The sequence below is a fragment of the Pseudomonas sp. MAFF 730105 genome (genome assembly GCF_055380705.1).
The window spans coordinates 3,112,827-3,127,113 of sequence record NZ_AP018438.1; the positions used below are offsets into that span (position 1 = coordinate 3,112,827).

Sequence of the window (14,287 nt, forward strand, 5' to 3'; positions counted from 1 at the left end):
GTCAGCTTGCATTGAGGTTGAATGTGCCGCCGTCATCGCGAGCAGGCTCGCTCCCACAGGTTTGCCTTCCTCGTCACGGTGGTGATTGCCTACAAGATTGTTCGAACAATCAGTTCCGTCACTAACACCCGGATCTCCGTGGGAGCGAGCCTGCTCGCGATGGCGCCGGGTCAGCTTGCATCGAGGTTGAATGTGTCGCCGTCATCGCGAGCAGGCTCGCTCCCACAGAGGCGCAGCAATCAGCGCAACGCCCGAAAGAACGCCCTGATATCCGCCGCCAGCAACGCCGGCTGCTCCAGCGCCGCAAAGTGGCCGCCGCGGGGCATCGTGGTCCAGCGCTCCACTGTACAGCACCGCTCCACCCAGCTTCTTGGCGGCATGGGCAGTTCCTTGGGAAACAACGCGACCCCAACCGCTGGCTTCACCCGCTCGCCGCTGTTGAACTGCAAGGGACGCTTGCTGCCTTCCACGTACTGACGAAACGACGAGCCAATGCAGTTCGTCAGCCAGTAGAGCGTCACATTGGTCAGCAACCAGTCACGGTCGATGGCCGGGTCGGCATCGCACCAGGCCAACAGCTTTTCCCCCATCCAGGCCAACAGTCCGGCCGGTGAATCGTTCAAGCCCACGGCCAGGCTCTGGGGTTTGGTTCGCTGCAGGTGGGCGTATGCGCCTTCGGCATCGCCAAATGCGGCGGCGCGCTGGAGGAAAAGCGTTTCTTGCGCTGTTTGCGGCGGCTCGGTTTCGCCCAGGGGAGGGCGGTAGGAGCCCGGAATGTAATTGAGGTGAATCCCTGTCACCTGCTCGGGAAACCGCACACCCAGCCAGGTCGAGACACCCGCGCCAATGTCCCCGCCTTGGGCGCCAAAACGCTCATAACCCAGCCCGCCCATCAGCTTCTGCCACAGCCCGGCAATTTCATAGGGTCCCATGCCCGCTTGCATGAACGGCGCGGAAAAGGTGTAGCCGGGCAGCGACGGCACCACCACATGGAACGCATCCGCCGAGTCGCCACCATGACTGGCCGGGTCCGTCAGCAGCGGGATGATGCGCTGCATCTCGATGAACGAACCGGGCCAGCCGTGGGTCAGGACGAGCGGCATCGGGTCCGGCCCGACGCCACGTTGATGAACAAAGTGAACCCGCTGCCCGCCGATGTCGGCGACAAACTGCGGCAAGCGATTGAGCTCAGCCTCCCGCGCGCGCCAGTCGAACCCGGTCGACCAATACGCGAGCAAATCGCGCAACACGCCCATGTCCATGCCCTCGCTCCAGCCTTGATCGAGCAAGGGCTCGGGCAGCCGCGTATTGCGCAAGCGATGGCGCAGGTCTTCCAGGGCGGGCTCGGAGATGTTGATGGAGAAGGGTTCGATGAGCATGGTCTTTGCCTGGCTATTTTGTCGGGGTCAATGACTTCCCATGTGTAGCAAAATCATCCCGTATTGGCTGGAACCCACAGCGAAGGTAAAACGCGGCACCCTCTGGTGTGTCCGTGGATAGGCGTACCGTACGAAATTGCTGGGTTGCGTGTTCCAGAAGGTAATTGACCAGGAACCTACCCACATTCTGACCTCTTGATGCAGGCGCGACATAAACCCTGCGCAATCTTCCGGTGTCTGACCCGGCATAAGGATCATAGGAAAGGCCACCGACAGCGATCAGTTGATCGTCGCGAAAGGCACCAAAAAATCCCTCGCCGGACCGATCAAATTGGTTCACGCCGCTTTCCCACTCTGCAATCAAGCGCGTCAGGAACCTGAAACCTTCCGCAACCGCTTCTGCTTCTAACATCTGAACGCCAGGAGAGAGTGCGCAGATCGGCTGTATTGACAGTCTGTTCATAACCGGTTCGTCGTTGCGGTCCAGGGTTGCCTATTGACCTAAGGTGTGATCACACGCCGTCGTAGCTTGTTGGTTGCCCGCATCCTGCCTCAATACGGGAATATTGAAAAAGGCTGCTCATCATCCCCAGGTCTCTTCCAGCACTGAACGAAACAGCTCCGAAAGCAAGGGTTCGACTTCTTTGCGTTCGCTACGGGTCGGCTTGATGGCCTCAAGACGAAGCAGCTCGCGTTCGATGAACTGTTGGATGGGCATGACCTGCGGGGACAGCCCCAATTCTGGAGATGTGCGTTTGATTGCCAGCAGGTCGTCGATCGCACTCTGGAGTTCTGATTGCCCCTCGATGACCGTTCGCAGCGTGTCAAACTCAATGGGAGCAGGTGTATTGAATTTCTCCAGCCATCGCACCGATAACAAGGGTCGCAGCACGTAAAAGTATTTCTTCAGCGGCACTTGAGGGGCCTGCAAGTACCCCCGATAGTTAGTCTTGGCCATGCTGCGATAATGATAGATTCCACTTTCGACCGAATACACCTGTGGCAGAAGGGCCTTGGCTCGTTCGTGAAAAGATCCTGAGTGTTCATAGACAATGGTGGACTGCAGCCATTCGACGAAGCCTGGATTGGACTTCCAGAACAGCCGCAATGCCTTGCGCAGGTCCCAGCCATTGATGTCCATATCGTCGACGATGGGGTATTCGATGACGTCGCGTCGTTCCTCGAGTCCGACAGAGAGGTACCATTCAGGCTTGTTGACGTAGATGAAGCGGGCGTCGTAATCGCTGTTGGGCGAGGCGAACCCCCAGGCACGACTGCCTGACTCCACGGCGAGTAGGACCTTCGCTTCATGCTCACTCTCAGCACGACGAAGACGACTTCGGACTTCTTCCTGAACGACCACGGAAACCATGAGCAAACTCTAGATCGGATGATGTTCACCGCATCCTACCCATTTATGCCGGAGGCGCACAAACAAAGGCTTCCCAATCGTCTTTCAGGCGCTTGAGAAGCCTTGGCCATAATTGCTATTACTCCGCAGCCTTGAGCGTATTGATCTGAACGAGAAGAACTGCCGGCGGTTTCTACAAACAGGTCATAGGCTTCCAGGTAAAGGTACACCTTAGCTGATTTCCATGCGTTATCCGAGTGGTGAGCGTTGCCAGTTGGTCTGGATTGAGCAGCTCGGCGCGCACGGCATCAACAAATCGGGTGAGTTATTCTGGGTTCAATGCATTCTCAAGTGGTTGAGCAGATGTCGACAACAAGTGCTGGCTACTGATGCGATAAATCTGGCGGGTACTGGCTTGGCGGGTAAAGCAACTGACTTCCACGTGCTCGAACTCGCGATTTTAAGGTTTGCCGTCATTGCCATTAAGGCGCAAGTGTCCCTAGTGGTAGATGGCTGACAGATTTGCCGAGCATTGAAGGCAGCGACGCGGCACCCTCGATCCTGGGTAGATGAAGCATGGACATCCCTGTGTCTGGATGGTGATGATGGGCACCACGCGAGACAGTGAATGCCATCTCTCAGGCGCTTTTTTCTGGCTGCGAAGCCTAAGGGATTTGGTTGTTTTGGCTGGCAAGATCTGAAGCATGCAGCGCTACGGTCCAGATCGGTACTTCACAATAGACATTTGGAAATTGCCATAAAGGAGAAGGTTTGAATGGATGGAAAAGAGCCCGTATTGCAGTTACCCGAGGTGATACGCGATTTATGGAAGGCACAACAAGCACTGGTTAATCACTATTCGAGTACGAGACTGAAGTTCACTCTCGACGGGCGTCTGGTGGGCGACATCGCAGAAGCTTTGGCACTGGAGTACTTCGACCTCGTGCTGCCACCTAAACGTACAGGTGGTGTGGATGCGTTGACTCGAAATGGAAGGACCGTACAAGTGAAGGCAACGGGTAGGATCAATTCGGGACCCGCTTTTACACCGGGAGTGGGCTTTGCCGACCACCTGCTCTTTTTCAGAATCGACTTCACGTCGAACACTGCATCAGTGGCCTATAACGGGCCAGAGGCTCCTGTCCGGAGTTTGTTGCCTAAAGAAGACTGGAAAGGGACGAAGGTAATCGCCCTTAGGGACGTCCAGAAACTGGCTGCACAGGTAATCCGTGAGGACTTTCTTCCATTCAGATCCTCCATGGACGAGAGGGTACTGTAAAGGTGAAGTTTTCGACGGGCACGACCTGCTAACTTATGACCATTGCTCAGCCACAAACGCGATACCTGATCTCCCGATCAAACGAGTCGTCAGGGTTCTCATAAGCTTCAAGCGTTTTCAGAAATCCCATTTGCTCAAGACCCGCCAGGTCTTCGAGCGACCATCCAAACGGAAAGTCGCCGGAAACGTCTTCGCCCTGGCATTCGACCCAGTGGTAGACCCCGAACGGGATGTAGCCGAGCCACTCCGACTGATAGACGATTTCGTCGGACTTTCGGGCTTTCATCACTGCTGCGATCAAGTCTCTGATGATTGCTTGACGGTCATTCATGGCGGTTTCTCATCTGGTTTATTGACCTGGCGGTGGGCCAGGAGCGGTTATAGGTGCGCAGGCCGGTGTTGTCAAAGTCACGACCCTGATCACATAAATTTGAAATGCACCGTGTAGCCCGACAGAATCGCAGCCCGATCCGGCCAACGCTGTCGGACGCTTGTGGTGTTAAGGGGTTGCGGTTGAACGAACAGACATTGTCCATGCGCCTGGAGCGGGTGGCGGCGCAGGTGCCAGTGGGCGCGCGCTTGGCCGATATTGGCTCGGATCACGGTTATCTGCCGGTGGCATTGATGCGCCGCGGCGTCATTGTCGCGGCGGTGGCCGGGGAGGTGGCAGTGACGCCGTTTCACGCGGCTGGACGGACGGTGCGTGAGAATGGCCTCGAACCATGTATCACCGTGCGCCTGGCTGATGGCCTGGCGGCAATCGAGCCGGGTGACGGGATCACGGCGGTCAGCTTCTGTGGCATGGGCGGCGAGACGATCCGCGACATCCTGGAGCGCGACAGGTCGCGATTGAGCGGCCAGGAGCGTCTGATCCTGCAACCCAACGGCGGTGAGCAACCGCTGCGCCGGTGGTTGATGGAAAACGGCTACCGCATTCTCGATGAGGAAGTGTTGCGGGAGAACCGTTTCGACTACGAAATCATCGTCGCCGAGCGCACCGGGCCGGTGATGTACAGCGCCGAAGAACTGTACTTCGGCCCGTTGCTGATGGAGGCACGCACCCCTGCTTTCCTCGGTAAGTGGCAGCGCAGGTTGCGCCAGAAGCACAAGACCCTGCAGGGCTTCGCCCGGGCGCGACAGGCCGTGCCCGAGGAAGTGGTGCAGGATCTCGTCCGACAGATCGACTGGATCAGCGACTTGCTGCGTTGACCTCGCGCTGCACTCCGCCGCCAATCTGCCAGACATACGGCGGCTCCGTACCATTGATCGTCCAATCGCCAATGATGCGTTCCTTGTAGATCAGCGGGTTGTGCGAGGCCGCAGTGCGCGCATTGCGCCAATGGCGATCAAGGGCCTTTGCGGTGCTGGTGGCCGATGCACCGAGGGCGTTGAACAGGTCGCTGGTGGCGCGCAGTACCAGTTCGGCGATGGCGACTTGGGCCTGGGCCGATTCCAGTTCGGCGGCGATGTTGGCCTGGTGTTCGATATCGGCATTGTGGCCGAAGCGGCTTTCATAGGCGCGTTGCGAGGCCTGCGCAGCGCGTAGGGCGGTGGCTTCGGCCGCGTAGACTTGGGCCGAGGCCTTGCCCACCACTTGCTGCACCTGCACGTCCTGGCTGACCTGACTGGCATTGCCGGTGCTGAAGATCCGCGTGCGTTTCTGCACCTGCTCGGTGATGTCGCGGACCGCTGCGCGGCCAGAGCCAGTCAGCACGGCCAGCAAGACCAATTGATAGAACGCGGTCTGGTATTTGAAACGCGTGGAAAAGTCGATGAGGTTTTCTGCCTCGACCACGGCATTCTCGAACACCGACGTGCCGCTGCCGGTGGTGCGTTGGCCGAAGCCGTCCCAATCATCGATTTGCCGCACGCCCGGTTGCTGGACACGAACAGCGGCGATCACGTCGGTGCCGTTGTCGTCGCGCTGGGCATACAGGTCGATCCAGTCGGCAAAGATGCTGCCGGTGCTGTAGTACTTGGTGCCGTTGACCACCCATTGATCGCCTTGGCGAGAAACCCGGGTACCGACCTGGCCGATTTTCACGTCGCCGATTTCGGTCCAGGCGTTGCCTACCAGTTCACCGGCCACGAAGCGTTTGAACCATGTGTCCTGGGCACTGCCGGCATGGGCGTTGAGACGATCCTCGACAAAGGCGAAATGACCGCGCAAAGCCTGGGGCAGGTTGGAATCGGCTTCGGCGAGCTCGATCAGCAGTTGCAACAACTGCGGCAACGAAGCACCGGCGCCGCCATGTTCGACGGGCACGCGCACGGCACCGAAGCCTGCTTCCTTCAGCCATTTGACTTGCTCATAGGGCAGGCTGCGGGACTGTTCACGCGCCAGCGCGCCGGCCTGGATACGCGCGAAGATCGGCCGGAAGCGCTCGGCCAAGGCCTCGTAGTCGGTGCCGGTGGAAAGGCGATGGGGCAGATGTTGTTGCTGTGCGGTCATGGCGAAGTTCCTTCTGATGACGAGAGGGGCGGGCAGGAAGAACCTGCCGCTGCAGCACCGGTATTGCACGCTCCATGCCCAACACCGAAAGCCCGTGGAGCCGGGGGATTGAGGCCGCTATTCGAGTGAAGGCGCTGTCGTCCTGCGGGCAATGTGTTGCCTGGCTGTGGGCCTGCCAACAGTTGCACTCGTAAGCCGTGACGCCCTTGGTGTTGGCCTGGCAACAGCGGATCAATAACCTGTCTGCCGGGTGACAGTGAAGGGGATGCGGTTTTTCTGATAATGCATTGATTATAAAAGAAAAAAGTCGTTGGCACGGTTGCTGCTCAATGCCTTGTGCAGATTCATTTCAACAAGCCGTGGAGTACATACAATGAGCCAGGACACGATCAAGTTTGCCTACTGGGTACCTAACGTCAGCGGCGGGCTGGTGGTCAGCAAGATCGCGCAGCGTACCGACTGGGGGATCGACTACAACCGCAAGCTGGCCCAGATCGCCGAGGCGGCCGGATTCGACTACGCCTTGACGCAGGTGCGTTTTACCGCCGGCTATGGCGCCGAGTACCAGCACGAGTCGGTGGCCTTCAGTCACGCTTTGCTAGCTTCCACCACGCGTCTGAAAGTCATCGCGGCGGTGTTGCCGGGGCCATGGACGCCTTCGGTGCTGGCCAAGCAGATCGCGACCATCGATCAACTGACCGGCGGCCGCGTCGCGATCAACGTGGTGTCCGGCTGGTTCAAGGGCGAGTTCACCGCCATTGGCGAGCCATGGCTCGAGCACGATGAGCGCTATCGTCGTTCCGAAGAGTTCATCACGACGCTCAAGGGCATCTGGACCACCGACAACTTCACGTTTCGCGGTGACTTCTACCGCTTCCATGACTACACCCTCAAGCCGAAACCCTTGCAGCAGCACCCGGAAATCTTCCAGGGCGGCAGCTCCCGTGCGGCGCGGGACATGGCGGCGCGGGTGTCCGACTGGTACTTCACCAATGGCAACACCGTGGAGGGCGTCAAAGCCCAGATCGATGACATTCAGGCCAAAGCGGCCGCCAACAACCACAAGGTCAAGGTCGGGATAAACGCCTTTGTCATTGCGCGCGACACCGAAGAAGAGGCGCATGCGGTGCTTGCGCAAATCATCGATCAGGCCGATCCGGAGGCGGTGAATGCCTTTGGTGACGCGGCGAAACAGGCCGGCAAATCCAGCCCGGAAGGTGAAGGTAACTGGGCCAAGTCCAGTTTCGAAGACTTGGTGCAGTACAACGATGGCTTCAAGACCAACCTGATCGGCACGCCGCGGCAGATCGCTGAGCGCATCGTCGCGCTCAAGGCCGTGGGTGTCGACCTGGTACTGGCGGGCTTCCTGCACTTTCAGGAAGAGGTCGAGTATTTCGGTCGTAGGGTCCTGCCGCTGGTGCGCGAGTTGGAACAGCGCAAGGTTGCGAGAACAGCGGCGGTTGCGTAGACGCGGCGACATGGCGCGCGAGGGCTCTATCCTCAAGGGCTGATGCAGGATCAGGTTGAAAGATTGACCACTTGGCCGTTCAGCGTGCTCAACATTGGACGGCGCTTGTTGACCACCAATTCGCCGATCCTGATCAGCGCCGTGCGTGTGACATTGCGACTCAGGCCGAGCAGGGCGGCGGTGTGGACCTGATTGCAATGCGCATATCGGTAGGCGGCGCGCAGCAGGGCCGTTTCGACCTTCTCATGTAAATTGCCGTGCTCTTGCTCAAGCAGCTTTTCAAAGGCTTTCTGCAAGAGCGTCTCGGCATTTTGAGGGGGGCTATCCGCGGGTGTGCTCTGGCGGTCGATGCGGAAGTTGGACAGGTGCAGGTCCTGGACGCCAATCAGCGATCTGCGGCAAATCAGCAGCGTGTGATGGATGACATTTTCCAGCTCGCGGATGTTGCCCGGCCAGGAGTAATCGAGCAGTTTACGTTGTGCCTGCGCATCCAGCGCGACCTCGCCGTAACCCAGCTTGCGACTGTATTCGGCGATGAAGTGGTGTATCAACGGCAGGATGTCACCGGGGCGCTCGCGCAGCGGTTTGAGAACAAGGCTGACCACATTGAGGCGGTAGTAGAGGTCCTCGCGAAAGTGGCCGGCGTTGATGGCTTTTTCCAGTTGCACGTTGGTGGCCGCCAGTACGCGCACATTGATCTTGATACTCTTGCGTGACCCCAGGCGGACCACTTCACGCTCCTGCAAGACCCTGAGCAGCTTGACCTGGATCGGCAGAGGCAGGTCACCGATTTCATCCAGGAACAAGGTGCCGCCGTCCGCTTCTTCGAACCAGCCGGCCTTTGCGGTCAACGCGCCGGTGAAGGCGCCTTTTTCGTGCCCGAACAGCTCGGCTTCCACCAGCGTCTCGGAGAACGCCCCACAGTTGACCGCAACGAACGCCTTGTCCCGGCGGGCGCTGAGATTATGGATGTGCCGGGCGACCAACTCCTTGCCCGTACCGGTCTGGCCGATGATCAGCACACTGGCATCGCTGGGGGCCACTTGTTGCAAATGAGCCAGCAGGGCCTGGGAGCTCGGGTCTTCAAAGACCTGGGCCGTGGCACGAATCGACGTGGCCAGGGCTGGGGAAGGTGGAAGCGTGAGAAGTTGCATGGACGGTGACTCGTTAATGAGATCGCAGATCGGAGTGCCGGGACTCACACACCATGTTGGTCAAAGACTTAGGGGGAATCTAAATGATCTAAAAAATGTTAAATAAATAATTTTTTGTTATTTGCTTAAGGCTTAGCCTTCATTGAACCCGATGCAGGCTGACCCGACGCCATCGCGAGCAGGCTCGCTCCCACAGTGGGTTTTCGGTGGATGCAGGATTTGTGTACCACCCCGGACCCAGTGGGAGCCTGGCTTGCCCGCGATAGCGGTGGCCCAATCAACATGGAAGCAGGCAGGTCCGACGTCTTCGCGAGACGTTTGCGTCCACCGCGGAGTTTCTCCAGCAACCGAAGGTGGATTGCGCCAGTTGCCTGGTCCTCGATGTGCGACTGCAGGGAGCAGTGGCCTGGACTTCCAGCGCTGGTTGGCGGAGTCGGATTCGAATATTCCCATCATCTTCATCACCGGCCATGGCGACATCGAAATGTCGGTCAAGGCCATGGAAGCCGGTGCCGTGGATTTCCTGGCCAAACCCTTCCGCGAACAGGATCTGCTGGATGCGGTGACCGCCGCACTCCAGGCAGACACCCAGCGTCGCGAAATCCGGCGGAAATCTGCCGACCTGCGTGCCCACTACCAGACCCTGACCGCCCGCGAAAAAGAGGTGATGGCTTTTGCGGTCAAGGGCTTGATGAACAAGCAGATCGCCGGGCAGATGAACCTGAGCGAAATCACCGTGAAAATCCACCGCGCTCATGCGATGAAGAAAATGCACGCCAAATCTTTCGCCGACCTGGTTCGAATGGCCGAGTCGCTGGGCGCCGGGCCGAGTCGCTGAACCCTCTCGAATACCCCCCAATCCCTGTGGGAGCGAGCCTGCTCGCGATAGCGGAGTGTCTGTCACGCAGATGTTGAACATGACGCCGCCATCGCGAGCAGGCTCGCTCCCACAGGGTTCGGTGTCCTCCCTGGGGAGGATCATGGAATGGCATGGAAGGTAAAATGAAGCGCCTATAAAAAGTTTTATTGACTAAAAAATATCATCGGGTAATTATTCCCCTGCATCTGCTGTCACGCAGAGTCATTTCCAGGGGCAACCCGATGAATCAGAACACCGTGCCTTCACTGGCCTGTCTTTATGTCGAGACGCATGAGTCGTCATCCGGCACACGCTTTACCTCTTCGCTCATGCAAGGCTTTCCGGCCGAACCCCATCGTCGCGTCACTTGGCACAACTGGATGCGTCCGCCCTTCAATCGATGGGGCTTCCGCAATCTGGCGCGCCTGCGGCCTTCTATCGATGTGCAGGCGGGGGCAGGGCCGGTCAGCGTCTTGAAGCAGGCGCCACTCGCACTGGATGAGCTGCACTTCAACAGCGAGTGCGGCTTGAGCATCAGTGTGTTCGAGCACCTGGTGGCCAGCCAGACCGACGCATTCCTGGTCATGCAGGGCGACACCGTGCTGTTCGAGCGCTACTTCAACGGTCAGGCGCCCCAGGACCGACACGTGATGTTTTCGGTGACCAAATCGCTGATCGGCACCCTCGGTGAACAGCTGGTCAGTGACGGTGTGCTGGATCCAGCGCTGCCCGCCGCCCACTACGTGCCGGAATTCGAAGGCAGTGCATACGCCGACGCGACCGTGCGCCAGTTGTTCGACATGGCCGTGGGCATCCACTACAGCGAAGTGTACGAAGACCCGGACTCGGAGAGTTCCCAGTACGGCTATGCCTGCGGTTTCCAACCGGCACCCGCGCAGTACGCCCAGTTCGAGTCGCTGTACCAATTCCTGCCGTCGCTCCGCAAGCAAGGCGAGCACGGCGGTTTCTTTCACTACGTCACGGCCACCACCGAGGCCTTGGCCTGGGTCATGGAGCGCGCCAGCGGCAAGGCCTGCCATCGCTTGCTGGAAGAGATCTGGAGCCAGTTGGGGTGCGAGCGCGACGGCTACTTCATGGCCGACCCCTGGGGGCGTAGCGTGGCCGGTGCCGGTTTCAACGCCACCTTGCGCGACATGGCGCGCTTTGGTCGCCTGTTGGCCAATGACGGTTGTCACGACGGGCGCCAGTTGCTGTCGCCCGAAACGGTCGCGCGCATCGTCGCCGGCGCCGACCCGGCGATCTACGCCACATCCCCCGACTTTGAGGCCTGGACCCCGGGCGCTTCCTACCGCAGCCAGTGGTACGTCTTCAACGACCACAGCCAGGCGCTCATGGCCGGTGGCATCCATGGCCAGTACCTGTTCGTCGACAAGCCATCCGGCGTGGTGATCGTCAAGCAATCGTCCCTGAACGAGGCCGTCAGCCCGTTCGATGGGGACAGCGTGCGCATGTTGCGCGCCATTGCGGCGCACCTCGGCGACTGACCACGCATCCCGATTACAAGAATCACGTTCCATTCACCTGGCCTCGCCAGGTGTTGGCGACGTTCTGCGCCGCCATTCACTGCCCTGTAACAACAATAAATCACACAGGAGCTTCACATGGTTTCCACGACGCGTTTCTCTCGAACGCTCTTAGCGCTCGGGTTACCCCTGAGCGCCCAGGTCGCACTGGCGGGCTACACCTTCGAGGATGGCAACCTCAAGGGTGAGGTCAACGTCACCGCCGGTGGTGCAGCCATTTTCACCCGCAACGTCAACTTCGGCGCTGGCCGTGTCGACATGCGCAGCCGCAAGAATGGCGGCAGTAAAATCGATTGGCAGGAGTTCTACGTCAAGCCGGGCGTCAAACTGGAGTACGCCTTGCAGCCGGACTTCAGCCTGCTGGCCGGTGGCTCGCTGGTCGGGGCGACGACCTTCGGCGATGGCGATGCCGGCGGCTTCACCCGCAGTTCCGATGGCGAGGTGGCCACCGAAGAACTCTACGGTGGGTTCCGGGCCGGGGAGTGGACGTTCACCGCCGGCCGCCAGAACTACATGATCGGCACCGGCTTCATCGTCATGGACGGTAACCTGGATCAGCTCAAGGACGGCGCCTACTGGCTCGCACCCAGGAGCGCTTTCAAGGATTCGGCGGTGCTGGCCTGGGATCACGGCGCCTTGAAAACCCAGGCGTTCACCTTGCGCACCGACGATGACCTGGGTGACTTCCGGATGACCGGGGCCAACCTCGATTACAACCTCGACGATCAAGTGACGCTCGGGCCATGGCCATGAAGCTCAACGCCCTCGGCCCCAAAGGCGCCACGCCGCTGCGCCGGGACGGCATGCAGGTGTATAACCTGCGGGCGCTCAATGCCAAGGTCCCGGGCTTGCCGGCCTTGACCCTCAACGCCGAGTACGCGTTGGAACGCGGCAACGGCGAAGGCGTCGAGTATGATGCCAAGGCCTGGTATGGCCAGGCGGACTATGCCTTCGATACCTTGCCGCTGACGCCGGTCGTGGGTTACCGCTACGCGAGTTTTTCCGGCGATGACAACCTGACGGACAACCGCCAGGAATCCTGGGATCCGCTCAGCAAGGGCTATGTCGATTGGGGCACCTGGCTGGTAGGAGATGTTGTCGGCAACTACCTGCTGTTCAACAGCAACGAAAAGGTTCAGCAGTTCTCGATCAAGACCCACCTCAACGAAACCCTCAACCTGGGGCCATCCACTACCAGTTCTGGCTGGACGAAAAGAACTACATGGGCACGGCCGTCAGTGACCGGCGTTTTGCCGACGAAAGTGTTGTCTTCCTGGATTGGGCGCCGTCGAAGGCGTTGGTTTCTTCGCTGTCCTATAACTGGGTCAAGCCGATGGCCGCGGCCAAGCAGGTGTTCGGCAACGACCGGAAATTCAGCGCGCTGGAATTATCGTTCACCTATCGCTATTGATGCCGCGAGCCTTCGCGGCCGCGCTGGAGTGTTTTGCCATGAACAAGTCTTTGCGTAACACGGTGTTGGGTGCTCTCGTTTCGTTACTGGCCAGCGGTGCATGCATGGCTGAGGAGCGGACGGTGCGAATCTATAACTGGATCGAGTACCTGCCGCCGGAAATCCTCAAGAGTTTTCAGGAAGAGACCGGAATCCGCCCGATCTATGACGTGTTCGACAGTGTCGAGACCCTGGAGTCCAAGCTGCTGACTGGCAACTCCGGGTATGACGTGGTGTACCCGGGCAGTTCCAACGTCAGTCACTTGATCGCCGCCGGCGCCGTCCAGCCCCTGGACCGCAGCCAACTGCCAAGCTGGCAGCAACTGGACCCGGAGTTCATGAAAGGCCTGGAAGCCGTGGGTGACCCGGGCAACCGCTATGCGGCGCCATACCTGTGGGGCACCACGCTGATTGGCTATAACGTCGACAAGGTTCGGCAGGCGCTGGGAGCCGATGTGCCGATAGACACCTGGGACATCATCTTCAAGGAAGAAAACCTGGCCAAACTGGCGAGTTGCGGGGTCGGTTTTCTCGATGCCGCCAACGAGATCGTGCCCATCGCCTTGCATTACAAGGGATTGGACCCCAACAGCCAGAAACGTGAGGACTACCCGCAGGCGCAGGCGGCGATGGTCAAGATCCGGCCGTTCATCTCCTACTTCAATTCGTCACGCTACGGCATGGACCTGGCCAATGGCGACGTCTGCATCGCCGTAGGCTGGTCGGGCGGCGTGGCGCTCGCCAAGCGTCTGGCCGATGCCGCTGGCAAGGGTGTCAAAGTGGCAATGGCGCTGCCCAAGGAAGGTGCACCGATGTGGTCGGACGTGATGATGATTCCCACCAACGCTCCCCATACCCAGGAGGCACATGCGTTCATCAACTACATCATGCGGGCCGACGTCATCGCCCGTATCAGCAATAAGATCGGTTACCCCAACCCGAACAAGGACGCCACCGCGCTGGTGAACCCCGAGATCCGTGACAACCCCGCGATGTACATCCCGGACGACGCACGCAAGACGCTGTTCGCCCTGGAGCCCGTGCCGGCGGCAATCGAGCGGATCCGCACACGGACCTGGACGGCGATCAAGACCAACCGCTGATCCGGGCTATACGAACTGTGGGAGCGAGCTTGCTCGCGAAGGCGGTTGATCAGTCGACTCTGCAGTGGCTGATCCACCGCCATCGCGAGCAGGCTCGCTGCCACATTGGTTTTTCAGTGAACACACATTCTGCGTCCGACGCCGATCCCCTGTGGGAGCGGGCTTGCTCGCGAAGGCGGTTGATCAGCCGACTCTGCAGTGGCTGATCCACCGCCATCGCGAGCAGGCTCGCTCCCACATTGGTTTTT

At 59.5% G+C, this 14,287-nt stretch carries 12 protein-coding genes and 2 pseudogenes; 8 read left to right on the forward strand and 6 right to left on the reverse strand.

From position 1 onward, the window contains the following. Positions 1 to 239: 239 nt before the first annotated feature. From PCOSP_RS13735 to PCOSP_RS13745, 3 genes are all read right to left on the reverse strand, one after another. Positions 240 to 1,379, reverse strand: coding sequence for an epoxide hydrolase family protein (locus PCOSP_RS13735; RefSeq protein ID WP_464711727.1), 1,140 nt, complete (start codon positions 1,377 to 1,379; stop codon positions 240 to 242). Positions 1,380 to 1,392: 13 nt separating this feature from the next. Continuing rightward, entirely contained in the window at positions 1,393 to 1,842 is a 450-nt protein-coding gene (locus tag PCOSP_RS13740; protein ID WP_464711728.1) for a GNAT family N-acetyltransferase, read from the reverse strand. A gap of 120 nt (positions 1,843 to 1,962) precedes the next feature. Then, the gene (locus PCOSP_RS13745; protein WP_464711730.1) at positions 1,963 to 2,751 is read right to left on the reverse strand and encodes a nucleotidyltransferase domain-containing protein; all 789 of its coding nucleotides are present in this window, start codon (positions 2,749 to 2,751) and stop codon (positions 1,963 to 1,965) included. A gap of 223 nt (positions 2,752 to 2,974) precedes the next feature. Between PCOSP_RS13745 and PCOSP_RS13750 the strand changes: the two genes are divergently transcribed. Both PCOSP_RS13750 and PCOSP_RS13755 read left to right on the forward strand, forming a co-directional pair. Then, a complete protein-coding gene (locus PCOSP_RS13750) occupies positions 2,975 to 3,247 on the forward strand; it encodes a hypothetical protein (RefSeq protein ID WP_464711731.1) in 273 nt (90 codons plus the stop codon). A 258-nt stretch (positions 3,248 to 3,505) separates the two neighbouring features. Beyond that, entirely contained in the window at positions 3,506 to 4,009 is a 504-nt protein-coding gene (locus PCOSP_RS13755; protein WP_139649978.1) for a DUF6998 domain-containing protein, read from the forward strand. A gap of 46 nt (positions 4,010 to 4,055) precedes the next feature. On the opposite strand, the gene PCOSP_RS13760 is transcribed toward PCOSP_RS13755, so the two are convergent. Next, positions 4,056 to 4,340: a hypothetical protein gene (locus tag PCOSP_RS13760; protein WP_139649976.1), complete on the reverse strand. Its 285-nt coding sequence runs from the start codon at positions 4,338 to 4,340 to the stop codon at positions 4,056 to 4,058. Between the two features lie 182 nt (positions 4,341 to 4,522). Between PCOSP_RS13760 and PCOSP_RS13765 the strand changes: the two genes are divergently transcribed. Continuing rightward, complete coding sequence (locus PCOSP_RS13765) at positions 4,523 to 5,218, forward strand: tRNA (adenine(22)-N(1))-methyltransferase (protein WP_464711733.1); 696 nt, start codon at positions 4,523 to 4,525, stop codon at positions 5,216 to 5,218. Here PCOSP_RS13765 and PCOSP_RS13770 read toward each other — a convergent pair. Continuing rightward, a complete protein-coding gene (locus PCOSP_RS13770; RefSeq protein ID WP_464711735.1) occupies positions 5,199 to 6,461 on the reverse strand; it encodes an acyl-CoA dehydrogenase family protein in 1,263 nt (420 codons plus the stop codon). The genes PCOSP_RS13765 and PCOSP_RS13770 overlap by 20 nt on opposite strands. A gap of 373 nt (positions 6,462 to 6,834) precedes the next feature. On the opposite strand from PCOSP_RS13770, the gene sfnG reads away from it, so the two are divergent. After that, positions 6,835 to 7,929, forward strand: a complete 1,095-nt coding sequence (gene sfnG / locus PCOSP_RS13775) for a dimethylsulfone monooxygenase SfnG (protein ID WP_464711737.1) — start codon at positions 6,835 to 6,837, stop codon at positions 7,927 to 7,929. A gap of 50 nt (positions 7,930 to 7,979) precedes the next feature. On the opposite strand, the gene PCOSP_RS13780 is transcribed toward sfnG, so the two are convergent. Then, positions 7,980 to 9,083, reverse strand: a complete 1,104-nt coding sequence (locus PCOSP_RS13780; protein ID WP_464711739.1) for a sigma-54 interaction domain-containing protein — start codon at positions 9,081 to 9,083, stop codon at positions 7,980 to 7,982. Between the two features lie 311 nt (positions 9,084 to 9,394). Between PCOSP_RS13780 and PCOSP_RS13785 the strand changes: the two are divergent. The 4 genes and pseudogenes from PCOSP_RS13785 to PCOSP_RS13800 form a co-directional block, all read left to right on the forward strand. Continuing rightward, positions 9,395 to 9,921, forward strand: a pseudogene (locus PCOSP_RS13785) (response regulator transcription factor); the annotation flags it as partial. A 263-nt stretch (positions 9,922 to 10,184) separates the two neighbouring features. Continuing rightward, positions 10,185 to 11,447, forward strand: a complete 1,263-nt coding sequence (locus PCOSP_RS13790; protein WP_139649951.1) for a serine hydrolase domain-containing protein — start codon at positions 10,185 to 10,187, stop codon at positions 11,445 to 11,447. A 117-nt stretch (positions 11,448 to 11,564) separates the two neighbouring features. Beyond that, positions 11,565 to 12,897: pseudogene (locus PCOSP_RS13795) on the forward strand (alginate export family protein). A 38-nt stretch (positions 12,898 to 12,935) separates the two neighbouring features. Beyond that, on the forward strand, positions 12,936 to 14,039 hold the full coding sequence (locus PCOSP_RS13800) for a polyamine ABC transporter substrate-binding protein (RefSeq protein ID WP_139649946.1): 1,104 nt from the start codon (positions 12,936 to 12,938) through the stop codon (positions 14,037 to 14,039). Positions 14,040 to 14,287 lie beyond the last annotated feature (248 nt).